General features: G+C 71.7%; 26 protein-coding genes, 1 tRNA gene and 1 pseudogene. 13 read left to right on the plus strand and 15 right to left on the minus strand.

Features of this window, described 5'->3' with window-relative positions:
• Positions 1-3: 3 nt before the first annotated feature.
• A complete protein-coding gene (locus AOQ53_RS26585) occupies positions 4-1,080 on the minus strand; it encodes an ABC transporter permease (RefSeq protein WP_059421029.1) in 1,077 nt (358 codons plus the stop codon).
• Positions 1,080-2,099 carry a sugar ABC transporter substrate-binding protein gene (locus tag AOQ53_RS26590; RefSeq protein WP_059421031.1) on the minus strand — a complete coding sequence of 340 codons (1,020 nt, stop codon included), beginning with the start codon at positions 2,097-2,099 and terminating at the stop codon, positions 1,080-1,082. Before AOQ53_RS26590 ends, AOQ53_RS26585 begins: the two co-directional genes overlap by 1 nt.
• 322 nt (positions 2,100-2,421) lie before the next feature.
• Here AOQ53_RS26590 and iolC point away from each other — a divergent pair, with 322 nt between their 5' ends.
• The 7 genes and pseudogenes from iolC to AOQ53_RS26625 form a co-directional block, all read left to right on the plus strand.
• Positions 2,422-3,399 carry a 5-dehydro-2-deoxygluconokinase gene (gene iolC, locus AOQ53_RS26595; RefSeq protein WP_059421033.1) on the plus strand — a complete coding sequence of 326 codons (978 nt, stop codon included), beginning with the start codon at positions 2,422-2,424 and terminating at the stop codon, positions 3,397-3,399.
• A 12-nt stretch (positions 3,400-3,411) separates the two neighbouring features.
• Positions 3,412-4,290 (plus strand): Cgl0159 family (beta/alpha)8-fold protein, encoded by an 879-nt coding sequence (locus tag AOQ53_RS26600; RefSeq protein WP_059421035.1) that lies wholly within the window; start codon positions 3,412-3,414, stop codon positions 4,288-4,290.
• 45 nt (positions 4,291-4,335) lie between these two features.
• The gene (gene iolB / locus AOQ53_RS26605) at positions 4,336-5,229 is read left to right on the plus strand and encodes a 5-deoxy-glucuronate isomerase (protein ID WP_059421037.1); all 894 of its coding nucleotides are present in this window, start codon (positions 4,336-4,338) and stop codon (positions 5,227-5,229) included.
• On the plus strand, positions 5,226-7,100 hold the full coding sequence (iolD, locus tag AOQ53_RS26610; protein WP_059421039.1) for a 3D-(3,5/4)-trihydroxycyclohexane-1,2-dione acylhydrolase (decyclizing): 1,875 nt from the start codon (positions 5,226-5,228) through the stop codon (positions 7,098-7,100). Before iolB ends, iolD begins: the two co-directional genes overlap by 4 nt.
• A gap of 53 nt (positions 7,101-7,153) precedes the next feature.
• Complete coding sequence (locus AOQ53_RS26615) at positions 7,154-8,650, plus strand: CoA-acylating methylmalonate-semialdehyde dehydrogenase (protein ID WP_059421133.1); 1,497 nt, start codon at positions 7,154-7,156, stop codon at positions 8,648-8,650.
• Between the two features lie 43 nt (positions 8,651-8,693).
• Entirely contained in the window at positions 8,694-9,485 is a 792-nt protein-coding gene (locus tag AOQ53_RS26620; protein WP_059421041.1) for a GntR family transcriptional regulator, read from the plus strand.
• 14 nt (positions 9,486-9,499) lie between these two features.
• Positions 9,500-9,834: pseudogene (locus tag AOQ53_RS26625) on the plus strand (TetR/AcrR family transcriptional regulator); the annotation flags it as partial.
• Here the strand turns inward: AOQ53_RS26625 and AOQ53_RS26630 are convergent.
• From AOQ53_RS26630 to AOQ53_RS26640, 3 genes are all read right to left on the minus strand, one after another.
• Complete coding sequence (locus AOQ53_RS26630; RefSeq protein WP_059421045.1) at positions 9,800-10,624, minus strand: DUF427 domain-containing protein; 825 nt, start codon at positions 10,622-10,624, stop codon at positions 9,800-9,802. The pseudogene AOQ53_RS26625 and the gene AOQ53_RS26630 sit on opposite strands and share 35 nt — an antisense overlap.
• A gap of 56 nt (positions 10,625-10,680) precedes the next feature.
• A complete protein-coding gene (locus tag AOQ53_RS26635) occupies positions 10,681-11,664 on the minus strand; it encodes an aldo/keto reductase (protein WP_059421047.1) in 984 nt (327 codons plus the stop codon).
• Between the two features lie 155 nt (positions 11,665-11,819).
• Positions 11,820-11,893 (minus strand) — tRNA-Pro (locus AOQ53_RS26640).
• Between the two features lie 166 nt (positions 11,894-12,059).
• Here AOQ53_RS26640 and AOQ53_RS26645 point away from each other — a divergent pair.
• Both AOQ53_RS26645 and AOQ53_RS26650 read left to right on the plus strand, forming a co-directional pair.
• Entirely contained in the window at positions 12,060-12,599 is a 540-nt protein-coding gene (locus AOQ53_RS26645; protein ID WP_059421049.1) for a DUF309 domain-containing protein, read from the plus strand.
• Between the two features lie 272 nt (positions 12,600-12,871).
• Entirely contained in the window at positions 12,872-13,687 is an 816-nt protein-coding gene (locus tag AOQ53_RS26650) for an HAD-IIA family hydrolase (RefSeq protein WP_059421051.1), read from the plus strand.
• Between the two features lie 7 nt (positions 13,688-13,694).
• Here AOQ53_RS26650 and AOQ53_RS26655 read toward each other — a convergent pair whose 3' ends face one another.
• Together AOQ53_RS26655 and AOQ53_RS26660 are read right to left on the minus strand one after the other, a co-directional pair.
• A complete protein-coding gene (locus tag AOQ53_RS26655; RefSeq protein ID WP_059421053.1) occupies positions 13,695-14,468 on the minus strand; it encodes a sulfite exporter TauE/SafE family protein in 774 nt (257 codons plus the stop codon).
• A 68-nt stretch (positions 14,469-14,536) separates the two neighbouring features.
• Positions 14,537-15,724, minus strand: coding sequence for a thiolase family protein (locus AOQ53_RS26660; RefSeq protein ID WP_059421055.1), 1,188 nt, complete (start codon positions 15,722-15,724; stop codon positions 14,537-14,539).
• Between the two features lie 182 nt (positions 15,725-15,906).
• On the opposite strand from AOQ53_RS26660, the gene AOQ53_RS26665 reads away from it, so the two are divergent.
• From AOQ53_RS26665 to AOQ53_RS26680, 4 genes are read left to right on the plus strand one after another with little or no spacing between them, the layout of a single operon-like run.
• Positions 15,907-16,164, plus strand: coding sequence for a WhiB family transcriptional regulator (locus AOQ53_RS26665; RefSeq protein WP_059421136.1), 258 nt, complete (start codon positions 15,907-15,909; stop codon positions 16,162-16,164).
• Entirely contained in the window at positions 16,161-16,643 is a 483-nt protein-coding gene (locus AOQ53_RS26670) for a Dps family protein (protein WP_059421057.1), read from the plus strand. The genes AOQ53_RS26665 and AOQ53_RS26670 overlap by 4 nt, the downstream gene beginning before the upstream one ends.
• A gap of 33 nt (positions 16,644-16,676) precedes the next feature.
• Positions 16,677-17,021, plus strand: coding sequence for a DUF3140 domain-containing protein (locus tag AOQ53_RS26675; RefSeq protein ID WP_059421059.1), 345 nt, complete (start codon positions 16,677-16,679; stop codon positions 17,019-17,021).
• A 2-nt stretch (positions 17,022-17,023) separates the two neighbouring features.
• Positions 17,024-17,671, plus strand: coding sequence for an HhH-GDP family DNA glycosylase (locus tag AOQ53_RS26680; RefSeq protein WP_059421062.1), 648 nt, complete (start codon positions 17,024-17,026; stop codon positions 17,669-17,671).
• Positions 17,672-17,682: 11 nt separating this feature from the next.
• On the opposite strand, the gene AOQ53_RS26685 is transcribed toward AOQ53_RS26680, so the two are convergent.
• The 8 genes from AOQ53_RS26685 to AOQ53_RS26720 all read right to left on the minus strand — a co-directional run bounded on the left by AOQ53_RS26685 (position 17,683) and on the right by AOQ53_RS26720 (position 25,939).
• The gene (locus tag AOQ53_RS26685) at positions 17,683-18,372 is read right to left on the minus strand and encodes an SDR family oxidoreductase (RefSeq protein ID WP_059421064.1); all 690 of its coding nucleotides are present in this window, start codon (positions 18,370-18,372) and stop codon (positions 17,683-17,685) included.
• Positions 18,369-19,250 carry a cupin domain-containing protein gene (locus tag AOQ53_RS26690; protein WP_059421066.1) on the minus strand — a complete coding sequence of 294 codons (882 nt, stop codon included), beginning with the start codon at positions 19,248-19,250 and terminating at the stop codon, positions 18,369-18,371. Before AOQ53_RS26690 ends, AOQ53_RS26685 begins: the two co-directional genes overlap by 4 nt.
• Positions 19,247-20,617, minus strand: coding sequence for an amidohydrolase family protein (locus AOQ53_RS26695; RefSeq protein ID WP_059421068.1), 1,371 nt, complete (start codon positions 20,615-20,617; stop codon positions 19,247-19,249). The genes AOQ53_RS26690 and AOQ53_RS26695 overlap by 4 nt, the downstream gene beginning before the upstream one ends.
• Before the next feature lie 46 nt (positions 20,618-20,663).
• A complete protein-coding gene (locus tag AOQ53_RS26700) occupies positions 20,664-21,644 on the minus strand; it encodes an alpha-ketoacid dehydrogenase subunit beta (protein ID WP_059421069.1) in 981 nt (326 codons plus the stop codon).
• Positions 21,632-22,609 (minus strand): thiamine pyrophosphate-dependent dehydrogenase E1 component subunit alpha, encoded by a 978-nt coding sequence (locus AOQ53_RS26705; protein WP_059421071.1) that lies wholly within the window; start codon positions 22,607-22,609, stop codon positions 21,632-21,634. The genes AOQ53_RS26700 and AOQ53_RS26705 overlap by 13 nt, the downstream gene beginning before the upstream one ends.
• A complete protein-coding gene (locus tag AOQ53_RS26710; protein ID WP_059421137.1) occupies positions 22,609-23,946 on the minus strand; it encodes a M24 family metallopeptidase in 1,338 nt (445 codons plus the stop codon). Before AOQ53_RS26710 ends, AOQ53_RS26705 begins: the two co-directional genes overlap by 1 nt.
• 52 nt (positions 23,947-23,998) lie before the next feature.
• Positions 23,999-24,649 (minus strand): helix-turn-helix domain-containing protein, encoded by a 651-nt coding sequence (locus AOQ53_RS26715; protein ID WP_059421072.1) that lies wholly within the window; start codon positions 24,647-24,649, stop codon positions 23,999-24,001.
• Between the two features lie 126 nt (positions 24,650-24,775).
• Positions 24,776-25,939: a sensor histidine kinase gene (locus AOQ53_RS26720; RefSeq protein WP_059421074.1), complete on the minus strand. Its 1,164-nt coding sequence runs from the start codon at positions 25,937-25,939 to the stop codon at positions 24,776-24,778.
• Between the last annotated feature and the right edge of the window lie 119 nt (positions 25,940-26,058).

Consider the following 26,058-nt stretch of genomic DNA (forward strand, 5'->3'; position numbering starts at 1 on the left):
CGGTCACCTCCGGGTCGCCGTGCGCTGGACCCACAGATTGATGAGGACGGCGCCGAGGAGCATCACGCCGAGGAAGGCCTTGAACCAGTCGGGGTTCCAGCCGGCGTAGACGATGCCCTGCTGCACCATGCCGAACATGAAGGCGCCGAAGACCGGGCCGATCGCGGAGCCGTAGCCGCCGGTCAGCAGACAGCCGCCGATGACGGCCGCGGCGATGTAGATGAGCTCCTGGCCCACGCCCTCGCCGGACTGCACGGTGTTGAAGGAGAACAGCTGGTGCATTCCGACGAACCAGGCGCCGAAGCCGACCAGCATGAACAGGGAGATCTTGGTGAAGGTCACCGGGACACCGACGGCCCGGGCGGAGTGCTTGTTGCCGCCGACCGCGAAGATCCAGTTGCCGTACTTGGTGCGCAGCAGCACCCAGGTGGCCAGGGCCGCGAAGACCAGCCACCACACGACGGTGATCTTGACGTTGACACCGCCGACGGTGAACGTCGAGGCGAAGAGCTTCTGCGCCTGGGAGAAGCCGTCCATGTCGCTGATGTCGTCGGTGGCGACGTTGCCGGTGACCAGCTTGGTCACGGCGAGGTTCACGCCCTGGAGGATCAGGAAGGTGCCGAGGGTGACCAGGAAGCTGGGCAGTCCCGTCTTGACCAGCAGCCAGCCGTTGAACGCCCCGATGGCGAGCGACACCAGGAGGGCGACGATCACGCCGACCCAGACGTTCATGGTCAGCTGGTAGCTGAGCATCGACGCGGTCAGCGCCGAGGTGATCACGGCGACACCCGCGGACAGGTCGAACTCGCCGCCGATCATCAGCAGGGCCACGGGCAGCGCCATGATCCCGATGGTCGACGACTGGTACAGGATGTTGGCCATCGAGCTGCCGTCGCGCACCGGCGGCGCGGCGAACAGGAAGAACACGAGCACGGCGACGGCGCCGAGGAAGACGCCGACCTCGGGCCTGGCCAGCAGCCGCAGCGCCGGCGGGCGCTGCCGTGTCCGGCCGTCGGACTGCTTGGGGCCGGGGGCCGGCGGTGTCTCCACCGCCGGCGTGGCCTGCTGGGTCATGCTCATCACCGGGTGCCCTTCGCGGCGAACTCCCCGATCTTGTCGACGTTGGACTTGTCGACGAAGGCCGGGCCGGTCAGCACGGGCTGCTCGCCGCCGCCGCTGTAGTTGCCGTTGTTCTTGTAGAGCCACAGGCCGTCGACGGCCAGGTAGCCCTGGAGGTAGGGCTGCTGGTCGACGGCGAACTGGATGGAGTCGTCCTTGATGGCCTTGATGAGGTCCTTGTTGAGGTCGAAGGTGGCGACCTTCGCCTTGCTGCCGGCGTCGCCGACCGACTGCACCGCGGTCAGCGCGAAGGGGGCGCCGAGGGTGACGACGTAGTCGATGGACGGATCCTGCTTCAGCTTGGCCGTGATCGTCGACTTCACGGAGGGCATGTCGGTGCCGTTGACGTTCTGCGGGTCGACCTTGCCCTCGAAGGTCTTCGCCACGCCGTCGCAGCGCTGCGTCAGGCCGACGTTGCCCTGCTCCTGCATGACGCACAGGACCTTCTTGGCGCCGACCTCGTTCAGCTTCTTGCCGAAGGCCTCGCCCGCGACGGACTCGTCCTGGCCGAAGAACTCCAGCAGGTTGAGGTTCTTCCAGTCGCTCAGGCCGGAGTTGAGGCCGACGACGGGTATGCCGGCCTTCTCGGCCTTGCCTATGACGCCCTTGAGCGCGTCGGGCTTGGCGAGGGTGACGGCGATGCCGTCGACCTTCTGGTCGATCGCGTTCTGGACCAGGTTGGCCTGGTTGCCCGCGTTCGGGTCGGCGGAGTAGACGAGCTTGATGTTGTCCTTGGCGGCGGCGGCCTCGGCGCCCTTGCGCACGGTGTCCCAGAAGGTGTCACCGGGCGCCTGGTGGGTGACCAGGGCGACGGTCATGCGCGGCGTGGTCGCCTTGCCGGCGGAGGCGTTCGCGGCGCCTTCCTCGGACTTCTTGCCCCCGGAACTGCTGGAGCAGCCGGCGAGGGTCAGGGCCGCCGCCGCGGCAACGGCTACAACCGGCGCGAACCTACGGGAGCGGGGGTGAGAAGAGCGGTCCATCTTTCCTGGCACCTCACTGTGCTACTGCGGGGGAAAGGAAGGGGATCACGAGGGATCCGTGGTCCCGGAGCCTTACGGAGTCCGGATCATGATGCCGCAAACAGACTGTTGCGATGCCACGGGATACAAGTCCCTGCCGCGTCCGCTGTCAATACTTTGTTAAGACATCATTTCACAAGCAGGTCCGAATGTAAGTACAAACTATTGACAGGGCCGTCCTCCGGCACCTACACCTGTAAGGCGGCAGGTCCCAAGCCCCCCACGCCCCACGGTGTCAGGGCGGCCCCGGACCCGCATCCCCAGCTTCCCGAGGAGGTCGCGCATGGCCGAGCCAGCCCAGTATTTCGACTTGATCACGATGGGCCGCATCGGGGTCGACCTCTATCCCCTCCAGACCGGCGTCCCGCTGCCCCAGGTGGAGACATTCGGGAAATTCCTGGGAGGTTCGGCGGCCAATGTGGCGGTCGCCGCGGCGCGCCTCGGACGCCGTACGGCGGTCATCACCCGGACCGGCAACGACCCCTTCGGCACCTACCTGCACGAGGAGCTGAGGTCCTTCGGCGTCGACGACCGCTGGGTCACCCCGGTCGACGCCTATCCGACGCCGATCACCTTCTGCGAGATCTTCCCGCCGGACGACTTCCCGCTGTACTTCTACCGCCGGCCCAAGGCCCCCGACCTGGAGATCCACACCGACGAGCTGGACTTCTTCGCGATCCGCGGGGCCCGGATCTTCTGGATCACCGGGACCGGACTGAGCGAGGAGCCGAGCCGCTCCGCCACGCTCGCCGCCCTCAAGGCCCGCGACAAGGCGGGCATCACCGTCTTCGACCTCGACTGGCGGCCGATGTTCTGGTCCGACCCCGAGGAGGCCCGCCCGTACTACCGCGAGGCGCTGCGCCACGCCACCGTCGCGGTCGGCAACCTCGACGAGTGCGAGATCGCCACCGGCGTGCGCGAGCCGCAGGCCTGCGCCGACGCGCTGCTGGAGGCGGGCGTGGAACTGGCCGTCGTCAAGCAGGGCCCCAAGGGCGTCCTGGCCGTGCACCGCGACGGCACCAGGGCCGAGGTGCCGCCGGTGCCGGTCGAGGTGGTCAACGGCCTGGGCGCGGGCGACGCCTTCGGCGGTTCCCTCTGCCACGGCCTGCTCGCCGGCTGGGACCTGGAGAAGACCATGCGCCACGCCAACGCCGCCGGTGCCCTCGTCGCCTCACGCCTCGCCTGCTCCTCCGCGATGCCCGCCGAGTCCGAGGTCGAGGACCTCCTCGCCGAGGTGTCGTCGCCTAGCACGAGCCACTGAACGGAGCCTGAATTGAACATCGGCATCCCCGACCTCACCACGGTCCGGGCCCGGAATCCCGAGGCCGTCGCCGAGGCGGCCGCCCGCCGGGTGCGCCGACCGCTGATGGGTGACAGCGGCCGGCTGATGATCGTGGCCGCCGACCACCCGGCACGCGGCGCCCTCGGGGTCGGCGACCGGCGCCTGGCCATGGCCAACCGCGCCGACCTGCTGGAACGGCTCTGCGTCGCGCTGTCGCGGCCCGGGGTCGACGGGGTGCTCGCCACCGCCGACATCCTGGAGGACCTGCTCCTGCTCGGGGTGCTGGAGAACAAGGTCGTCATGGGCTCGATGAACCGCGGCGGCCTCGCCGGCGCCACGTTCGAGATGGACGACCGTTTCACCGGCCACCGCGCCGAGGACATCGCCCGGCTCCGCTTCGACGCGGGCAAGCTCCTGGTCCGCATCGACTACGACGACCCGGGCTCGCTCACCACCCTGGAGTCCACCGCGCGGGCCATCGACGCCATGGCGGCCCGGCAACTCCCCCTGTTCGTCGAGCCGTTCATCTCCTGGCGGGCCGACGGCAAGGTGCGCAACGACCTGTCCGCCGAGGCGGTCACCCGGTCCATCGCGATCTCCTCGGGACTGGGCGGCACCTCCGCCTACACCTGGCTGAAGCTGCCAGTCACCGACGACCCGGACGACATGGCCCAGGTGCTGGAGACCTCCACGCTCCCCGTCGTGCTGCTCGGCGGCGAGGTCGGCGGCGACCAGGAGGGCGCGTACGAACGCTGGCGCAAGGCCCTGCGCCTGCCCACCGTGCAGGGCATGGTCGTCGGACGCTCGCTGCTCTACCCGGCCGAGGGCAGCGTGGAACAGGCAGTGGACACGGCCGTCGGTCTGCTGTGAATCGGTCTGCTGTGAGTCGCTCTGCTGTGATCCGAAAGGCACACGATGACGTATCACCTTCCCGCGGGTAAGGCCCTCGGCGGCCCCTACATCGTCGACGTCACGCCCGAGAAGGCCGGCTGGGGCCACTCCAGCCTGCGGGTCCTGGAGCTGCCGCCGGGCGGCACGCACTCCTTCGACACCGGCGACAGCGAGTGGATCGTCGTCCCGCTCAGCGGCGGCTGCACGGTCGCCGCGACGGACGACTTCGGCCAGGACACCTTCGAGCTCCAGGGCCGCCGGGACGTCTTCAGCGGCGTCAGCGACTTCGCGTACGTGCCGCGCGACGCCCGGGCGACCGTGACGTCCGCCGCCGGCGGCCGTTTCGCGCTGACCGGCGCGCGCTGCACCCGCCGGCTGCCCGCCCGCTACGGCCCGGCCTCCGAGGTGCCCGTGGAGCTGCGAGGAACCGGGAACTGCTCGCGGCAGGTCAACAACTTCGGCGCGGCGGGCGTGTTCGAGTGCGACAAGCTCATCGCGGTCGAGGTGATCACCCCGGGCGGCAACTGGTCGTCGTTCCCACCGCACAAGCACGACGAGCACCGGCCGGGCGAGGAGTCCGTGCTGGAGGAGATCTACTACTTCGAGTTCGCCGGCCACGACGGCACCCCCGGCCTCGGCTACCAGCGCGTCTCCCCGTCCGGACCGGGCCGGGACACCGACGTGCTGGCGGAGGTCCGCGACGGCGACGTCGTCCTGATCCCGGACGGCTGGCACGGGCCGTCGATGGCCACGCCCGGCCACCACATGTACTACCTCAACGTCATGGCGGGCCCGGAGGACGAGCGCGCCTGGCTGATCTGCGACCACCCCGACCACGCCTGGGTCCGCGACACCTGGCCGGACCAGCCGGTCGATCCCCGGCTCCCCCTCTACACCGCCCCGGAGACCTCCGCATGAGCGCCCGCACCCGCCGACTGACGACCGCCCAGGCCCTGGTGCGGTTCCTGTCCGCCCAGTACACCGAGCGGGACGGCGTGCGGCGCCGGCTGATCGCCGGGACCTGGGGCATCTTCGGCCACGGCAACGTGGCGGGCGTGGGCCAGGCGCTCCTGGAGGCGGGCGAGGACGTCATGCCGTTCCACCAGGGCCGCAACGAGCAGTCGATGGTGCACGCGGCGGTCGGCTACGCCCGGCAGCTCAACCGCCTGTCCGCGCAGGCGGTGACGACCTCGATCGGCCCGGGCGCCACCAACCTGGTCACCGGTGCGGCCCTGGCGACGATCAACCGGCTGCCGGTGCTGCTCCTGCCCGGCGACTACTTCGCCACGCACTCGGCCGACCCGCTGCTCCAGCAGCTGGAGCACCCGGTCGAGGCCGACGTGTCGGTCAACGACACCCTGCGCCCGGTGTCCAGGTACTTCGACCGGATCACCCGCCCCGAGGCGCTGATCCCCTCGGCGCTCCAGGCCATGCGCGTGCTGGCCGACCCGGCCGAGACCGGCGCCGTCACCCTGGCGCTGCCGCAGGACGTGCAGGCGGAGGCGTACGACTGGCCGGAGGAGTTCTTCGCCGAGCGCGTCTGGTACGTACGGCGTCCCGCGCCGGACCCGGTGGAGCTGACGGCGGCCGTGGAGGCGATCCGGTCGGCCGAGCGCCCCCTGATCGTCGCGGGCGGCGGCGTCCACCACAGCGAGGCCGAGGCGGCGCTGAAGGCGTTCGCGGACGCCACCGGCATCCCGGTCGCCTCCACCCAGGCGGGCAAGGGGTCACTCCGCCACGACCACCCCGCCGACCTCGGCGGCATCGGCCACACCGGCACGGCCGTCAGCGACGACCTCGCCCGCACCGCCGACCTCGTCATCGGCGTGGGCACCCGCTACACCGACTTCACCACGGCCTCCGGCACGCTCTTCCAGAACCCGGGCGTGCGGTTCCTCAACCTCAACATCACCGGCTTCGACGCGCACAAGCTGGCCGCACGCACGCTGGTGTGCGACGCGAAGTCGGGCCTCGAAAGGCTGCTGGAGGCGCTCTCCGGCCACCGGGTGAGCGAGGCGTACGAGGCCGGGTACCGCGCAGGCAAGGAGCGCTGGGACGAGGTCGTCGAGGCGTCGTACCGCGCCGACGACGAGAGCGCGGTCCCGACCCAGACGCAGGTGCTCGGCGCGCTGGACGCGGCCGTCGGCGACGACGACGTGGTGATCAACGCGGCCGGCTCGCTCCCCGGCGACCTGCACAAGCTGTGGCGCTCCCGCAGCCCGCGCCAGTACCACCTGGAGTACGGCTACTCCTGCATGGGCTACGAGATCCCGGCCGGCATCGGCGTCCAGCAGGCCGCTCCCGGTACGCCGGTGTGGGCGCTGGTCGGCGACGGCACCTACCTGATGATGCCGACGGAGATCGTCACGGCAGTCCAGGAGGGCCTGCCGCTCAACATCGTCCTCATCCAGAACCACGGCTACGCCTCCATCGGCGGCCTGTCGGAGGAGACCGGCGGCGAGCGCTTCGGCACCGCCTACCGCTTCCGGGCCGCCGACGGCACCTTCACCGGCGCCCCGCTGCCCGTCGACCTGGCCGCCAACGCGGCCAGCCTCGGCATGGACGTCCTGCGCGCCAAGACCGTGCGCGAGCTGCGTGAGGCGCTGGCCACGGCCCGCGCCTCCGACCGGCCGACCTGCGTGTACGTCGAGACCGACCCGGCCCCGACCGCTCCCCCGGCCGAGGCCTGGTGGGACGTGCCGGTGGCCGAGACCGCCTCCCGTGAGGCCGCCGTCGAGGCCCGCGAGCGCTACGACCGGCAGGTCGCCGGGCGCCGCCGCCACCTCTGAACACCCGCGCCCTCCTTACTTGACTCAGGCTCCACGAAAGGCCCTTGCGCACCATGAAGACCATCACCCACTGGATCGACGGCAAGCCCGTCGAGGGCACCTCCGGCCGCTTCGGCCCCGTCTACAACCCGGCCACCGGCGCCCAGGAGAAGCAGGTCGCCTTCGCGACCGTCGACGAGGTGGACGCCGCCGTCGCCTCCGCCAAGGCCGCCTTCGAGTCCTGGGGGGAGTCCTCGCTCGCCAAGCGCACGGCGGTCCTGTTCAAGTACCGCGAACTGCTGGACGCCCACCGCGACGAGATCGCCGGGCTGATCACCGCCGAGCACGGCAAGGTGCACTCCGACGCGCTCGGCGAGGTCGCGCGCGGCATGGAGATCGTGGAGCTCGCGTGCGGGATCAGCGTCCAGCTCAAGGGCGAGCTGTCCACGCAGGTCTCCACCCGGGTCGACGTCGCCTCGATCCGCCAGCCGCTCGGCGTGGTCGCGGGCATCACGCCGTTCAACTTCCCGGCCATGGTGCCGATGTGGATGTTCCCGCTGGCGATCGCGTGCGGCAACACGTTCGTGCTGAAGCCGTCGGAGAAGGACCCGTCGGCCTCCTTCCGCCTGGCCGAGCTGGCCTCCGAAGCGGGCCTGCCGGACGGCGTCCTGAACATCGTGCAGGGCGACAAGACGGCCGTGGACCGCATCCTGGAGCACCCGGACATCGAGGCGGTCTCCTTCGTCGGCTCGACCCCGATCGCCAAGTACATCCAGCTCAAGGCGGTCGAGCACGGCAAGCGGGTGCAGGCCCTGGGCGGCGCCAAGAACCACATGCTGGTCCTGCCCGACGCCGACCTGGACCTCGCCGCCGACCAGGCGATCAACGCGGCGTACGGCTCGGCGGGCGAGCGCTGCATGGCCGTGTCGGTCGTGGTCGCGGTCGGCGACACCGGTGACGAGCTGGTCGGCAAGATCGCCGAGCGGGCGAAGAACCTGCGGATCGGCCCCGGCAACGACCCGGCGTCCGAGATGGGCCCGCTGATCACCCGAGAGCACCGCGACAAGGTGGCGTCCTACGTGTCGTCGGCCGCCGAGCAGGGCGCCGAGGTCGTCGTCGACGGCACCGGCTTCTCGGTCGACGGCCACGAGGACGGCTTCTTCCTCGGCGTCTCCCTCCTGGACCGGGTGCCGCTGACGGCGGACGCGTACCGGGAGGAGATCTTCGGTCCGGTGCTGTGCGTGGTCCGCGCGGAGACGTACGAAGAGGCCATCAAGCTGATCAACGACTCCCGCTGGGGCAACGGCACCGCGATCTTCACCCGGGACGGCGGCGCCGCCCGCCGCTTCCAGCTGGAGGTCAAGGCAGGCATGGTCGGCGTCAACGTGCCGATCCCGGTCCCGGTCGGCTACCACTCCTTCGGCGGCTGGAAGGACTCGCTCTTCGGCGACCTGCACGTCTACGGCAACGACGGCATCGCCTTCTACACCCAGGGCAAGGTCATCACCACGCGCTGGCCTGACCCGGCCGACGCGGGCGGCATCAACCTCGGCTTCCCGAGCAACTCCTGACGCCGAAGGGGGGTAATCCATGGCACACCGAAGGGGGTAATCCATGGCGAGGACCGGTGACCGGGCCCGCAACCGACCCGCGGCCGCCCCTGCGCTCAGCTCGCTGGACTTCGCCCTGGACCGGGGCAGTCCCGTGCCGCTGTACTACCAGCTCGCACAGCAACTGGAGTCGGCGATCGAGCACGGGATCCTCGCCCCGGGAAACCTCCTGGGCAACGAGGTCGACCTCTCGGTGCGCCTCGGCCTGTCCCGCCCCACCGTCCGCCAGGCCATCCAGTCCCTCGTCGACAAGGGACTGCTGGTCCGGCGGCGCGGGGTCGGTACGCAGGTGGTGCACAGCCAGGTCAAGCGCCCGCTGGAGCTGAGCAGCCTCTACGACGACCTGGAGGCGGCCGGGCAGGGGCCCACCACGCAGGTCGTGCGCAACGAGGTCGTCCCTGCCTCCTGCGACGTGGCCGCGGCGCTCGGCGTCGCGGAGGGCAGCGAGGTCACCGTCCTGGACCGGCTGCGCCGCACGCACGGCCAGCCGGTGGCCCTGCTGTGCAATTACCTGCCGGCGTCTCTCGTGGACCTCGACGACACACGCCTGGAGGCGACGGGCCTGTACCGGATGATGCGCTCGGCGGGCATCACCCTGCACAGCGCCCGGCAGCGCGTCAGCGCCCGCGCGGCCACCGCGGAGGAGGCCGCCCGCCTGGACGAGGAAGAGGGCGCCGCGCTGCTCACCATGCAGCGCACGGCGTACGACGACACCGGGCGCGCGGTCGAGTACGGAACGCACATCTACCGGGCGTCGCGGTACACGTTCGACTTCCAGTTGCTGGTGAGGCCCTGACCGGACCCCGAAGCCTCGCGCACCTCCAGGGGGCGCCGCTGCTCGCCACGCGTCTGCCGGCGTTCCCGCTGGCCGGGCGGCCCGCCACGGTGCTGCGGGATCACGAGCGGTGCTGGCGCTGTTGCGGCCCGCCGGGTTCGACGAGGCCACCACCGTGGTGGACAACCCGGACGAGGCCGATCCGGCCTTCCGGATCGGGCTGCACCGCCTGTCGGCCAGGGAGCTGCCGACGCTGCGGGAGACGGCGGCCGCGCTCGCCGAGCAGGGCGGCCCCGAGGGCCTCGCGGCCGGTCTCGACGCCCTGTTCGACAGCTTCACGAGCGGCTCCCCTTCCGCAGCATCCGGCTGAACGGCGTGTCCGGGCGCTCCAGCCGCTCGCCGTCCAGCGTGATGTCGACGGCCTCGTTGAAGAAGGCGACGCGTCCCTGGATCGCCGCCACGGCGGGCAGTGGCTCGGGGTAGCTCCAGACGATGTTGGGTGGCACATCGCCCTCGCCGCGCCAGGACCAGTACTCGGCGGTGCCCTTGTAGGGGCATCGGGTGATGTGGTCGGTGGCGTCGAACAGGCCCAGGCGGACGTTCTCGCGGGGGAGGTAGTACCGGGTCGGCAGGGACGTCTCGAAGAGCAGGACGGGGGCGTGGGTGTCCGCGACGACCCGACCGTCGATCTCGACCCGGACATGGCGGCTGCTGGGCAGCGCGTCGACGCGTTTGTGCGGGTCACGGGGGTGGACGAAGATCTCTTCCTCCTCCTCGTACCAGTGGTCGAGGCCCGTGTCGGTGCGCAGGAACCACTCGAAGGCGATGTGGCCGGCCAGGTCGTCGGCGGGGAACGTCCACGCCGCGTTCGCGCGCACGTCGCCGTCGGCGTGGAGGTCGTAGAAGATCCGGGAGCCGGTGTGTGCGCCGGCGGGCGGGTTCTGCGCCGGGCGGAGGAGGTCGGTGCGGACCTCATCGTGCGGAAAGGCGTACTGCGGCACGGGCAGGTGGGGTTCCCAGACGAGAACCGGGTGCCGGCTGTCGACGACGGTGACGTCGCCCTTGCGTCCGCGCACCCAGCGCTCGCTGGGCTCCCACATGAGGCCTTCGGGGGTGGTCCTGATCGACCGGGCGGCGGGGTGGGCCGGGCGGGTGGTCATGGCCGGTGCTCCTTCCGGAGGTCCGGATGTCCGGTTCCCTCCACGGTCCCACGAGCTCAGTGCGCCGCGTCCAGCCTGGTGCGCTGCTCGGCGGTCAGTTCCAGGTCCACCGCGGCGAGGTTCTCCTCCAGCTGGGCCACCGAGGAGACCCCCGCCAGCGGGATGATCGGCAGCTCACCACCGATCTGCCAGGCCAGCACGACCTGGTTGACGCTCGCCCCGGTCTCCCGCGCCACTTCCCGCAGCACCGCCAGCCTGGCCGGGGTGCCGGGGTGGTCGAAGTCCGCGGGCAGCCGGTCCGGGTGGGTGTAGGCGCCCTTCAGCAGCGGCGAGTAGGCGACCAGGGTCAGTCCGGTCTCGGCCCGCAGGTAGCTCAGCAGGTCAGGGCCGGCGTGGCCGAGGCTGCCGTCCGGGAAGAGATCGTCGGGTACGTCGGTGCGGGGGCGCAGGTGGCTGTGCGCGTACTGGAGCACCTCGTAGCCGGGCAGTCCGGCCGCGGCGGCGAGGGCGCGGGCCCGCTCCACGCGCCAGGCGGCGTGGTTGCTCACGCCGAGCAGTCCGACGGTGCCCTCGGCGACCAGGGCGGCGAAGCCCTCGACAGTCTCCTGGAGGGGGATCTTGTGGTCCTCGATGTGAGCGTAGAGCAGGTCCAGCTTCGCCACGCCGAGCCGCTCGCGACTGCGTTCGGCGGACTCGCGGATCACCTTGGCCGACAGGCCTTCGGGGTTGTCGACGTAGCTGGTGCCGGGGGCCAGGGGGCGGGCACCGAGCTTGGTCGCGATGACGATCTCGTCGCCGACGCCGCGGCTGCGCCGCCAGCGGCCGAGGAGTTCCTCGCTCTGGCCGCCCTGGCCGGCGTCGACCCAGAAGGCGTAGTTGTCGGACGTGTCGATGAAGTTCCCGCCGGCTTCGACGTAGCGGTCGAGGACGGCGAAGGACGTCTTCTCGTCCGTCACCGAGCCGAACAGCATCGCGCCGAGCGCGAGCACGCTCACCTCGCGGCGGGTGCGCGGGTCCGTGCCGATCGTGCGGTACCGCATGGGTATTGCTCCCTCCCCTTCGTGCCCCGGACCTCGGGGCACGAAGGGGAGTCTTCAGTTTGGAGCGCACTTCAGGTCAAGGGCATACGGCGAAAAGAAGGCCGCCCAAACGAAAAGGGCCCCGCAGGCATCGGCCTGCGGGACCCTTCGCACCGTCGGGACGACAGGATTTGAACCTGCGACCCCTTGACCCCCAGTCAAGTGCGCTACCAAGCTGCGCCACGTCCCGGTGCGCGCCCACCGCGGTGAACCGCGTGATCGCGCGAACAGCACTTTACCTCACACCCCGGGCCGCGCCGAAAGGCGGCTCCCGGGCGCGGGACAATCGCCTTATGGGCAGCACAGACAGCAGCGGACGCTCGGAGAACACAGGAAGCGCGGGAAGCACGGGACACATGGGGAACACGGGGAGCACGTCCGCGGGACGGCCGGGCGGCGCACGGGATCGCGACAGCGAGGGGCGGGCGCGCAACGCCCGGCCGCGGGACGGTCTCGGCAGGCCCCTGCCGTACGACGCGCCGGGTGTCCCGCGGCAGCCCGAGGGCGTCGTCCGCACCCCCGAGGAGACCGTCGCCGAGGCGCAGCGGCTGCTGGACGAGGGGAAACCGTTCCACGCGCACGAGGTCTTCGAGGACGCCTGGAAGTCGGGCCCTGACACGGAGCGCGAACTGTGGCGTGGCCTCGCCCAGCTCGCCGTGGGCCTGACACACACAGCCCGCGGCAACCTCACGGGCGGAGCGCGCCTGCTGCGGCGCGGCGCCGGCGCGGCCGAGGCGTGGGCGTCCGGCTCCGGGGAGGCGACGCCGCACGGGATCGACATCGGAAGCGTCGCCGCCTGGGCACGGGAGCTGGCCGAGGACGTGGAGCGGGAGGGCCGGCCGGTGGACGCGGGGGCGCGGGCGCCCCGGTTGCGGGGTGCGGACGCCGGGCGCTGACCGGGGACGCTGAGCGCGAGCACCCCGGGTGCGGGGAGCGAGCCGTGATGCTCGGCGCCGACCAGGCCTTCCGGCGGATCTCCCGCCCGGCCCCCGAGGCCGCGCCCCCCATCGAGCGTTTGGGTGCCGACGCCCGCGGGCGCAAGGGCCGGATCATGGACACGTGTCTGCCGCGCCGGCGCCCATGGCGACCAGCACGGTGTGACGGGCGGCTGCCGTCCCGCCCCGGGTACCGACCGGCGGACACGGCTCACCGTGGTTATCGTCCAGGCATGGAGTCCGTACGCGCCGTGCTCGTCGACATCGACGGAGTGCTGACCGTCTCGTGGCGGCCCTTGCCCGGGGCCGTGGAAGCGTTGCGGGAGATCCGGGGGGCCGGGCTCGCCGTGCTGCTGGTCACGAACACCACGTCCCGCACCCGGGCGTCGATCGCCGGGACGCTCGCGGACGCGGGGTTCCCGGTGTCCGCCGAGGACATCCTGACCGCGCCCGCCGCCACCGCCGCCCACCTCGCCGAGCACTGCCCCGGCGCCCGGTGCGCCCTTCTGAACAGCGGCGACATCGCGGAGGACCTCGACGGTGTGACCGTCGTCGACGCTGCGGACTCAGGCGCGGCGGACTCCGGCACCGTGCCGGATGTCGTGCTGGTCGGCGGGGCCGGCCCGGAGTTCGGCTACGCGGCGCTGGACCGGGTCTTCGGGCATCTCCAGCGCGGGGCCCTGCTGGTGGCCATGCACCGCAACCTGTACTGGCGTACGGCCGAGGGGCTGCGGCTGGACTCGGGTGCGTTCCTGGCCGGGCTGGAGCAGGCCGCCCGGGTCGAGGCCGAGATCACCGGGAAACCGGCCCGGGCGTTCTTCGAGGCGGCGCTCGCCCGGCTGGACGTCGGCGCGGGCGAGGCCGTGATGGTGGGCGACGACGTCGAGTCCGACGTGCTCGCGGCGCAGCGGGCCGGTGTCACCGGGGTCCTCGTCCGGACCGGCAAGTTCCAGCCGGAGGTGCTCCGGGCCGCCGACGGCACGCCCGACCACGTGATCGACTCCTTCGCGGACCTTCCGGCGCTCCTTCGGGGTGCGGCGCGGCGGTAGTCACACGTCAGCGCAGCAGTAGTTGCAGTCCGCCCACGACCGTCGCCGCGATGACCAGCTGTTCGAACAGCCGCTGGTTGATCTTGTTGACCGCCCACTTGCCGAACAGCGCGCCGGGCACGACGAACGCCACGAGCGCCAGGTCGAGCAGCAGGGAGCGGCCGTCGATCAGGCCGAGGCCGGCGCTGAAGGGCAGCTTGGAGACGTTGACGATCAGGAAGAAGAAGGCCGACGTGCCGAGGAAGCCGAGCTTGCGGAAGCCCGCGGACAGCAGGTACATCGACATCACCGGGCCGCCCGCGTTGGCGACCATGGTGGTGAAGCCTCCGAGGACGCCGTAGGAACGGGCCTTGATCCGGCCCGCCTGGGTGGTGACCGACTCCGGCTCCTGCTCGGCGTCCGCCGTACGCCTGCGCCAGACCGTCACCGCGGCCATCAGCAGCAGGATCGCGCCGATCGAGGTCCGTACGATCGCGTCGTCCGCCCACATCAGGAACACCGTGCCGACGACGACGCCCGCGGCGACCGCCGGGAACAGCCGCCACAGTGTGGGCCAGTGGGCGTGCCGCCGGTAGGTGGCGACGGCGAGCAGGTCCCCGGCGATCAGAACCGGCAGCAGCACGCCGGTGGAGGCGCGGGCGGGCAGCACCGCGGCGAAGATGGCGAGGCTGACCGTGTTGGCCCCGCTCACGGCGGTCTTCGAGAAGCCGACGAGCAGGGCCGCGAAGGCGAGCGCGGCGAACTCCCAGCCGGTGATGTGCCAGAGCGTCATCGTGTTCATGCGAGCACTGATGCTATGTGCAACGAACCGAGGTCGGCAGTGCCGTCTCGCCTGGTGGCACGAGGTGGCTAAGCCCGCTCGACCAGCAGCGCACTCCCCTGCCCCACCCCGACACACATCGTCGCCAGCCCCCGCCGCGCCCCTGTACGCCGCATCCGGTGGAGCAGCGTCGTCAGGATGCGGGCACCCGAGCAGCCCAGCGGGTGGCCGAGGGCGATGGCTCCGCCGCTCGGGTTGACCAGCTCGGGGTCGATGCCGAGCTGGTCCACGCAGGCCAGGGCCTGGGCCGCGAAGGCCTCGTTGAACTCCGACTCCTCCAGGTCGCCGATGTTCCAGCCGGCGCGGGTCAGTGCCTTGCGGGTGGCGGGGACCGGGCCGATGCCCATGACGTCGGGGTGGACGCCTGCCGAGGCTCCGGCGACGTAGCGGCCCAGGGATTCCAGGCCCAGCTCGCGCAGGGCGTCCTCGCTGACCAGGAGGAGGCCGGCGGCGCCGTCGTTCATCGGGGAGGCGTTGCCCGCGGTGACCGTGCCGCCGTCCCGGAAGACGGGCTTCAGCCGGGACAGCTTCTCGTAGGAGGTGTCCTCGCGGACGCACTCGTCGGTGTCGACGACCACCCCGTCGGGGCGTTCCACGGGCAGGAGTTCGTCGTCGAAGTGGCCGTTCTTGCGGGCGAGTGCGGCGCGTTGGTGGCTGCGCAGGGCGAAGTCGTCCTGGCGTTCTCGCGGGATGCCGTACCGCGCGGCGACCTCCTCCGCCGTCTCGCCCATGGACAGCAGGCCGTGCAGGTCCCGCATCGCGGGGTTGACCAGGCGCCAGCCGAGGCGGGTGTCGGCGGTCTCGATACGGTGCGGCAGGGCCTCGTCGGGGCGGGGCAGGACGAAGGGGGCGCGGCTCATCGACTCGGAGCCGCCCGCGATCACGATGTCGGCCTCGCCGGCGGCGATGGTGCGGGCTGCGGTGGTCACGGCCTCCAGGCCCGAGGCGCAGAGGCGGTTGACGGTGGCGCCGGGCACGGACTCGGGGAGGCCGGCGAGCAGCGCGGCCATGCGGGCGACGTTGCGGTTGTCCTCGCCGGCCTGGTTGGCGGCGCCCCAGTAGACGTCGTCGATCCGGGCCGGGTCCAGCGCGGGCACCTCGCCGGCCAGGGCACGGACGACGGTGGCGGCGAGGTCGTCGGGCCGTACCGGGGAGAGGGAGCCGCGCAGCTTGCCGATGGGGGTGCGGCGGGCGGCCGCGAAGTGGACGGGACGCACGAGAGGACTCCTCACACCGTTTAATTAGCACTGCTAGTTTCGGACTATAGACCCTCGGTCTGCCCCTGTGAAGATTCCGGAGGCAGAAGTGCCCTCGGAGGGCATCATCGCAGGCCGGAACAACCGACCTGCGAGCTTGGGCACCGGGTTTGCCCCAGGGGGGCCGGGGCACCCGCGCGTTCATGGAGTGGTTGCGGAGCGCCGCCTGTGTGGACGAGGACCCCGAGTTGTTCTTCCCCGTGGGCACGGCAGGTCCGGCCCTGCGGGACGTCACGGCCGCGAAGCGGATCTGTGCGCGCTGCCCGGTGACCGACCAGTGCCTGAGCTTCGCGCTGAGCAGTGGCCAGGCCTCGGGCGTGTGGGGCGGGACCTGCGAGGAGGAGCGCGACGCACTGCTCCGGACGACGAGAAACGACGCGAGGAGGAGAAGCGCTCTATGACGGCTGTGCGGAGCACACTGCCCGACGAGGCCCGCCGGGTTTCGTGCGAGGCACTCCAGGACACCCTGGTGGATCTGCTCGGACTCTCGCTGATCGGGAAGCAGGCGCACTGGAACATCGTCGGACCGCGATTCCGGTCGATCCACCTCCAGCTCGACGAGGTGGTCTCGGCCGCGCGGAACTTCGCCGACACGGTGGCGGAGCGGTCCGCGGCGCTCGGCGTCCCGCCGGACGGCCGGCCCGAGACCATCGCGAAAACCTTCACGCTGCCCGCCCCCAAGGAGGGCTGGGTGCGCGACTCGGACGCCGTGCAGGTGATGGTGGAGTCCCTCCAGGACGCCATCGGCCGGCTGCGCGAGCGCATCGACGCGACCGAGAAGGCCGACCTGGTCACCCAGGACCTGCTGATCACCATCACCGCCGAGCTGGAGAAGCAGCGGTGGATGTTCGACGCCGAGAACGTTCCCCGCGAGGACTGACCGGCGCGCACGTACGCAAGGAAGGGGCATGTGATGACCGACGCCCTCGAACTCGACGCGCTGTGGGAGGACTTCCACCGCGTGGTGAACATGACGTCGCAGGAACTCGCGGCCTGGCTGCGGATGCGGGACGCCGACGAGGACGCGGAGCCGCTGCCGGAGCAGGCGGGCACGCAGACCGGGCAGCACGTCCTGGCGATCCTCCAGAAGCGGCGCACCGACCTGACCGAGGACGACCTGCGGGTGATGCGGAACGTCGTGGACAGGGTCACCTCGCAGGTGGACCTGGAGGACGAGCCGCTACCTGAGGTGACGGCCGAGGACACGCGCCGAAGGCACCGGCTGATGACGGTCGGCCACGATCCGCTCAAGGGGTAGCCGTGGACCGGCAGCAGCGCGTCGTACGCGAACTCCTCGACGCGCACGGCCGGACGTACGCGGATGAGGCGGGCATCCGGCTGAAGGACACCCCGCAGCCGCTGTACCGGCTGCTGGTGCTGGCCCATCTGCTCAGTGCCCGCATCCGCGCCTCGGTCGCGCTGGCCACCGCCCGTGCCCTGCACGAGGCGGGGCTGCGCGACCCGCGCAGCATGGCGGAGGCCGACTGGCAGGAGCGGGTGGACGCGCTCGGCCGGGGCGGCTACCGGCGCTACGACGAGCGCACGGCGACCCAACTCGGCGAGACTGCCGAGCTGTTGACCGAGCGGTGGGGCGGGGACCTGCGGCGGCTGCGCCGGGAGGCGGACGGCAAGGTGTCCGAACTGCGCCATCTGCTCCAGGAGTTCCCCGGGATCGGCCCGGCCGGCGCCGACATCTTCCTGCGCGAGGCACAGGGGGTGTGGCCGGAGGCCGCTCCCTACCTCGACGCCAAGGCCCTTCAGGGTGCCGAGCGGCTGAACCTGCCGAAGGACCCGGGCCGTCTCACCGAACTGGCCGGGCGGACCGACCCGGCCGTCCTCGCCGCCGCCCTGGTGCGGGCGGCGATGGACAAGGACGTGGCGGAGGACACGCTCCGGCGTGCCGGGTGACCGGCCTTCTCTCAGCCGAGCAACCACCCTCCGTCCACGGCCAGTTCGACGGCGTTGACCGACCGGTTGCGCAGCAGGAAGTCGACCGCGTCCACCACGTCCGTCAACGTGGCCAGCCGCCCGGTGGGCGTCTCCGTGCGCAGCACCTCCAGCACCTTCTCCGGCTTGGCCTGCCAGTACGGGCTGTCGCCGACGACGCCGGGATGCACGACGTTGACCCGGACGGGAGCGAGTTCGACGGCCAGGGAGTTCATCAGGCCCCGCACGCCCGCGTTGACCGTCGCCACCGTCGTCGCCCCCGGGTAGGGGCGTTCCTTGGCCTGTCCGCCGAACAGGACGATGGCGCTGTCGTCGTGCAGCCGGGCCCGCAGCGTGTGCACGACCTCGGTGTAGCCGACGAGCTTGAGCGTGACCAGCCGCAGGGCGGCGTCGATGTCGTACTCGCTCACCTTGTTGTCGTCCCGGGAGACCCCCGCGAGCACCAGATGGTCGACGCGTCCCACGTCGGCCAGCGCCGCCGCGATCTCCAGCGGTCGCGCCAGGTCGAGGGCGATGCCCCGGGCGCCGAACTCCTCGGCGATCAGGTCGGCGCGGTGGGCGTCGCGACTGGTCAGGACCACCTCGTCACCCTGCTCGGCGCGGGCCCGGGCGTACGCGAGGCCGATGCCCGACGTGCCGCCGACGACAAGGACACTGCTCATGACCCCTCCTCGAGCACTTGGCGCAGATAGTCCCAGTCCCTGGTGAACCGGTACGAGTGCCGCGGCGGTGGCTGCGGCGCCTGCGTCTCCAGCCACCGCAGGGGCCCCTGCCCAGCGTTCACGAACCCATGCACACAGCCGGCGCCCGCCCACGCGAGGTCCCCGGGCTCCAGCCGGTACCGCTCGCCGTCGAGAGTGCTCTCGGCCACGCCCTCCAGGATCAGGTACGTCTCCTCGAAGGGGTGGTCGTGGGTGCCGATGACGCCGTCGGACGCGTACTGCACCATGAACATCGTCGAGCCGACCGCGCCCAGGTCGCTGTCGACCATCATCTTCACGGTGATGCCGCTGTAGACCAGCAGCGCGGTGCGCATGCTCGCCGTGACGGCCAGCAGGTCCTGGGACTGCCTGCCGGGGTCCATCTGGCCGGGCTCGACATGGCCGAAGGAGCGGGTGCGCGGGTCACGGACGTCGACCCGGACGGGGTCGCGAGCGGGCAGGTCCGGCACCCTCTGGGTGTCGTACCCGTAGCGGGCCCGCGGCACGGGGGCGAGCATGTCCGCCCAGCTGCCGCCGGTCCCCCCGGCGCCGCGCCAGGCGTGCGGGACGCCGATCGGCAGCAGGCCGTAGTCACCCTCCTCCAGCAGGTACGAGCCCTCGGGCGCCTCGAGGACCACGGCCCCGTCGAGGACGTGGAAGCTCTCCTCGTACGAGTGCACATGCGCGGGCACACGGCCGTCCGGTCGCAGGTCGCACAGGCCGAAGCCGGTGTGCACACTGCCGTCGCCCTCGCCGACCAGCGTCCGCCGCCGGTAGGCCAGGCCGTCGTACGGCGGCTCGGGAAGATCGGCCGCGCGGCGGACCAGGTGATTCGTCATGCCGTGGCCTTCTCCCCCTCCGGCGCCTTCATCTCCTTCGCCGCGAGGAGCCGGTCCCGGGCCTCGGAGACGAGCCGCAGGGCACGCCCGGTGTCGGTGAGCAACGTGCCGTCGCGCTTGTGGATCACGCCGTCGACGAGGACGGTGTCCACGTTGGACACGTCCGCGCACAGGGTCACCGCGGCTGCCGCGTCGTGCACGGGCGCGACGTTCAGCGCGGTGGCGCCGATCGCGACGATGTCGGCGCGCTTGCCGGGGGTCAGGGAGCCGGTACGGTCCTCCAGTCCCGCGACATGGGCGCCGTTGACGGTGGCGATCTCCAGCATCTGACGTGCTGTCAGCATGGTGCTGGGGACCGGCATGTTGGCCTGCCAGCAGTCCGCGTTGACACGGGCGCGTTCGGCGCCGAAGGCCGCGCGGATCTGGGTGAACATGTCGCCGGGCACGGTGGTGACGACGTCGATGCTGAGCGACGGCCGCAGACCGTGCTCGATCGCCTGCATCACGGGCGGCCAGCCGTGCCCCATCTGGAGCTCGACCTGCGGTGCGACGGACACCGTGCCTCCGCTGTCGGCGACCATCCGCCACTCCTCCTCGCTGAGGTAGCAGCAGTGGACGTAGGTGGTGTCCGGGCCGAGGAGCCCCATGCCGTGGAGCTGTTTGACCATGCCGAAGCGGCCGGCCAGCCGCCCCATGGCCACGTGCACGGTGATCGGGATGCCGAGTTCGCGGGCGAGGGCCCACTCGGAGGCGACGACGTCGTTGACGCAGAACCCGGGTCCGCGTGTGGCGAGGGCCATGGTCAGCAGGCCGTCGTCCGACGCGAAGTGCTGGGCGCGGATCCGCCGTACGTCGTCGGCCGGTATCGCGATCTTGCTCTCGAACCAGTAGTCGGCGAGGGAGGTGTTGGCGCTGCCGTACGCGTACTGCGCCCGGATGCCGGATTCGGCCAGGCCCTGGATGGCGGCGTCCGGGTGGTCCGGGGTGTTGTTGATGTGCGACCAGTCGACGAGCGTGGTGATACCGGCGTTGAGGCATTCCAGCGCGCCCGCGAGGTTGGCCGCGTAGACGTCCTCCGGGGTGTACAGGGGTGCGAAGGTGTCGAGGATGTCGACGAAGTAGTCGTCGAGGGTGGCGTCGGGTGCGACGCCCCGGATCGGTGCCTCCCAGGTGTGGCGGTGGGTGTCGACGAAGCCGGGGATCACGATGCGGCCGGTCATGTCGAGGACCTCGGCGTCGGCGCTGATCTCGGGCCGCACGTCCACGATCCCGCCGTCCTCGACGAGGACGTCCCCCTGGGGCAGGTCCCCGATGGCGGGGTCCATCGAGATCACGTGACCGTTGCGCAGCAGTGTTCTGGTGGTCATCGCGCTTCCTCCCATGGGGTCTTCGGTGCGTGGTTGGGTGGGCGGCTCAATAGGCGGCGAGTTGGCGGACCGCCGTGACGACCTTGTCGACGGTGGGGATGACCTCTTTCTCCAGTGCGTCGGCGAACGGCAGCGGGACGCACTCCGCCGCGACCCGCCGCGCGGGCGCGTCCAGCAGGCCGAAGCCCTCGTCGGCGACGATCGAGACGACGGTGGCGCCCCAGCCGCCCTGGTACGGGTTCTCCTCGACGGTGAGGAGCCGTGAGGTCCCGCGCAGTGAGTCGAGGACGGTCGCGGCGTCCAGCGGGACCAGGCAGCGCAGGTCGACCACCTCCGTCTCGATCCCCTCCCCCGACAGCACGTCGGCGGCCTTCAGTGCCAGGGGCACCGTGGAGGCGAGTGCGACGAGCGTGATGTCGGCGCCCTCGCGTACGACGGCGGCCCGGCCCAGTTCGACGACATGATCAGGGGGTGGCGGTGGCCCCTTGGTGGCCAGGAGGGCCTTGTGCTCGAAGAAGACCACGGGGTCGTCGCTGCGGATCGCCGCCGCCATCATGCCGATGACGTCGGCGGGTGTGGCCGGTGCCGCGATCTTCAGGCCGGGGACGGTCAGTGCCCAGTTCTCGGTGGCCTGGGAGTGCTGCGCGCCGAAGCCGAGCCCGCCGCCGTTGGCGGTGCGCACGACCAGCGGTACCGTCACCTGGCCGCCGGTCATGTAGCGGACCTTGGGGATCTCGTTGGCGAGGTAGTCCCAGCAGCAGGCCAGGAAGTCGGAGAACATGATCTCCGCGACGGGCCGCATCCCGGTCATCGCAGCGCCCATCGCCGCACCCACGATGGCCTGCTCGGATATGGGCGTGTCCCACACCCGCTCGGGCCCGAACTCCTTCAGCAGACCCACGGTCGTCCTGAACACGCCGCCGGCCGCGGCGATGTCCTCCCCGAGGCACACGACCGACGTGTCCCGGCGCATCTCGCGCGCGATGCCCTCGGCGACCGCTTCCCGGTAGGTGATCACGTCCGCCATGCGGCACCTCCGTCCGCCCACACGTCGGTCAGCGCCTCCCGCGGATCGGGCGGTGGCCCGGCCTTCGCCGCCTCGACGGCCCGCTCCACGACGTCCCTGACCCGCCCGTCGGCCTCGTCGACCGTCTCCGCCCCGACCCCCAGCTCGGCGAGCCGTCCCCGTGCGAGGTCCAACGGGTCGTGCTTCAGCCACCGTTCGACCTCCTCGGCCGGACGGTAGGCCGCCGGGTCGGCGCGGCTGTGCCCGAAGTGCCGGTAGGTCTCGGCCTCCAGCACAGCGGGCCCGTCCCCGGCCCGGGCCCGCCGCGCGAGCCGCGCCACCGCCTCCTCGACGGCCACGACGTCGTTGCCGTCGACGACCTCGCCCGGGATGCCGTGGGCGGACGCCCGGTCGGCGGCGGGCCGGGCCACCGCCGTGACATCGGCGATCGGCGTGTACTCCATGTACTGGTTGTTCTCGCACACGAACAGCACCGGCAGTTTCCACACGGCGGCCAGGTTGAGCGACTCGTGGAAGGCGCCGATGTTGGTCGCGCCGTCCCCGAAGAAGGCGACCGCGAGCTGGTCCGTGCCGCGCAGCCGGGCCGACCAGGCCGCGCCGACCGCCATCGGGAGATGGGAACCGACGATGGCGTACGAGCCGAGCATGCAGGTGGCCGCCTTGGTCAGGTGCATGGAGCCGCCCTTGGCCTTGCACAGCCCGGTCGCCCGGCTCATCAGCTCGGCGAGGCACTCCTCGGGGGTGGCACCCCGGGCGAGGGCATGGTGGTGGCCTCTATAGGTGGCGAACACATAGTCGTCCGGGCGCAGGGCGGCACTCGCACCCACGGCGATCGCCTCCTGCCCGGCGGCGAGATGCGTGGTGCCCTTCACCAGGCCCTGGAGGAACAGGTCGTGGGCGGCCTTCTCCGTGCGGCGGATGACGGCCATCCGCTCGTAGCAGGCGAGGAGTCCGGCGGCGTCCATCAGCTCGCCCCGTCGCCACGAGAGGTGTTGAGATGGGACTGCGCCTCCCGGCGGGTGTTCAGCTCACCGCCCACCGTCCAGTACTTGCGCCCGGCCACCAGCAGGTCCTCGGCGGGGAACTTGGTGATGACCTCGCAACCGTCGGCGGTGACGACGAGCTCCTCCTCGATCCGGGCGGCGGACCAGCCGTCGGCGGCCGGCCAGTAGGTCTCCAGGGCGAACACCATGCCCTCTTCCAGGACTTCGGGATGGTCGAGGGAGACCAGACGGCTGAAGATCGGCTTCTCCCAGATCGACAGGCCGACGCCGTGCCCGTACTGGAGGGCGAAGGCGGCGGTCTCGTCGGCGAAGCCGAACTCCTCCGCACGCGGCCAGACCCGCACGATGTCGGCGGTGGTCGCACCGGGCCGGACGAGCGCGATCGCCTGGTCCATGTACTCACGGCAGCGCGCATAGGCGTCCCGTTGCGCCCGGGAGGCGCTGCCCACGGCGAACGTGCGGTAGTAGCAGGTGCGGTAGCCGAGGTGGCTGTGCAGGATGTCGAAGAAGGCCGGGTCTCCGGGGCGGATCAGGCGGTCGCTGTAGACGTGCGGGTGCGGTGAACACCGCTCGCCCGAGATGGCGTTGACGCCCTCGACGTACTCGCTGCCGAGGTCGTACAGGACCTTGGCCACGACGCCGACGCACTCGTTCTCGCGCACGCCCGGGCGCAGATACCCGTACAGCTCCTCGTAGGCCGCGTCGACCATGGCGCAGGCCTGGGTGAGCAGGGCTGTCTCGTCGCCGGTCTTGATCCGGCGGGCCTCCAGGAAGACCTGCTGCCCGTCGGCGACGTCGATGCCTTCGGCACGCAGGGCGGCGAGGACGGGCATCTCGGCGACGTCGACGCCGAGCGGTTCGTTCGCCAGGCCGTGGTCGTGCAGCTCGGCGGCGATCTTGACGGCGACGTCCTCGGCGATGCCGGCGTCCGGGTGGAAGGCGCCGCGCAGGGTGGAGATGCCCGCGCGGGCGCCGGTGGGCGGGCCGCCTTCGCCGTCGCTGTAGTCGAGCCACGGGTTGTACAGCTGGTGGTGGCGGGCGGCGGAGCCGAAGTCCCAGACGACCGGTTGGCCGTCGCGCACCAGCAGGGCGAAGCGGATCAGCTTGTCCATCGCCCAGGTGCCGATGTGCGTGGCGGTCATGTAGCGGATGTTGGCGAAGTCGAAGCTGAGCACCGCGCCCAGGTCTGAGCGGTTCAGGGACTCGCGCAGCCGGGCCAGGCGCTGTCCGCGCAGCCGGTCCAGGTCGATGCGCTCTTCCCAGTCGACGGCGTTGGGCCCGTATGTGTGGATCGCCATGGCGACCACCCCCACTTCGGAGTGAACGCCCGGGTGCCATGGGTGTCAAGTGTCACTGAACATCGCCGGAGACGAACCAGACACCCACAGCGGGTACCTCTCCATCGTTGCGGTAGCGGTGGGGGGTCGTCGACTCGAAGGAGACGGCGTCGCCCGGGCGCACGGTGTACTCGTCGAAACCGAGGGTGAGGATCAGTTCGCCGGAGGTCAGATAGCCGTACTCGGTGCCGGTGTGCCGCATCAGGCCGCCCGAGCCGGAGGAGGAGCCGCCGGGCCGGTAGGTCACCAGCAGGAAGTCGACATCGGCGCCCGGCACCCGGCCGAGACGCTCCCAGACGACGCCGGAGTCCAGTTCCAGCATCTCGCGCTCACCCGCGCCGACCAGCGGGCCGATCCGCCGCCCCGGGTCGGCGGCGAAGGCGGCGAGGGCGGGCAGGGCGGGCAGGGCGGTGCCCAGGGCCGCCGCCTGCGGAGTCGCTCCGGCGCTCTCCCGGACGTCGAAGAGGGACTCGACGGAGATGCCCAGGGCCGTCGTGATCGCGTACAGCGTGCTGACGGAGGGCTGGCTCTTGCCGGTCTCGATCTGTGACACGAGGCTCGCCGACACACCGACCTCGCGGGCGAGCGCGCGCAGGCTCGTCCCGCGCTCCAGACGCGCCTGCCGAATGCGCGCACCGACGGGCGGCACGACGGCGGGGGACACGGGCGGCTCCTCTCGCGAGCGGCGTGCGTTCAGCTTCATTGAACAGCCGATGCGGTGTGCCGCGCCAGAGTCAAAGGGCCGACCGGCTCGTGCCGGACACACGGGGTCCGCCGCTCGGCACGTCCCTCAGCCCTTCCCGACCGGGAACGTCGCAGACACCCGCCACCCTTGCCCCGCCCCCGGCCCGGCGCGCAGTTCGCCACCCAGCGCCGTCACACGCTCCCTCAGGCCGACGAGGCCGAAGCCGCCGCCGTGGGCGGCCTCCGGGAGCTGGATGCCGCCGTGGCCGTCGTCGGTCACCGTGACCTCCAGCCGGTCGCCGGGGCGGGCCAGACGGACGGTGACCCGCGTGGCGTCGCCCGCGTGGCGCCGTACGTTGGTCAGCGCCTCCTGCACGACCCGGAAGGCCGCGGCCTGCACCTCGTGCGGCAGGTCGTCGGACACGGCAGGGTCACGCTGCAGGACGGTCTTCTGCGCCGGGGTCGCGAAGCCCTCGACCAGGTCCGTGACGCCGGCCAGGTCACCGACGGGACGGCGGTCGGCGGTCTCCGGGCCGGTGTCACGCAGCACGCCCACCGTGCGCCGCATGGACGCCAGCGCCTCGGTCGCGGCGCGCTCGATGCCGGCCAGGACGGGGTCCAGGTCCTGCGGCTGCCGGGCCGCCATCATGCGGGCCATCTGGGTCTGCACAAGGATCCCGGTGACGTGGTGCGCGACGAAGTCGTGCAGGTCGGCGGCGATGGCGACGCGTTCGGCGCGGCGGGTCTCGCTGAGCATGACGGTGCGCCGGTAGTCCAGGGAGCGCAGGTACGCGGCGAGCCCGGCGGTGAGCCCGACCAGGACCAGGCCCAACAGGGCGTACACCAGCACCTCCTCCTGCAACGACCGGAAGTACCGCACCGGCAGCAGGAGCAGGGCGACCGCGTCGAGAACCCCGCACGCCAGGGCCCACGGCCACGGGCAGTGGCGTACGGCGATGAACAGCAGGCTCAGCAGGACCGCCACCTCGCCCGGCCCGAACGGCACCTCCGGGCGGCCGGTCAGCAGCACGCCCGTCGTAAAGAGCGCGGAGACCCCGGCGGGCACGGCAGTGCGCAGCTGCGGGGTGAGCCACCGCGGCCTCCGGCCGACCGGCCACAGCACGGCGGCGAACCCGACGAGCAGCACCGTCGCCGATGGCCAGAGGGCGTGGTGGGAGCCGTCCGCGATGAGCAGGTCGTAGACCGAGGCCGCCAGCAGGAAGCCGACGCCGAAGCCCCGCACACAGCCCCGGGGAGAGGTGGATCTCATGCGGCTCACGGTATGCGAGGCACTGAGCGTCGGGATCGGCCGAACGGCCGAGGGCCCCGCGCCCGGACCTGGCCGTTCGGCGGAGGCGCGCGCCCGCGTCCGCGGGCGAGGGTGGAGCC

The sequence above is a fragment of the Streptomyces azureus genome (assembly GCF_001270025.1).
GTDB classification, from domain to species: domain Bacteria; phylum Actinomycetota; class Actinomycetes; order Streptomycetales; family Streptomycetaceae; genus Streptomyces; species Streptomyces azureus.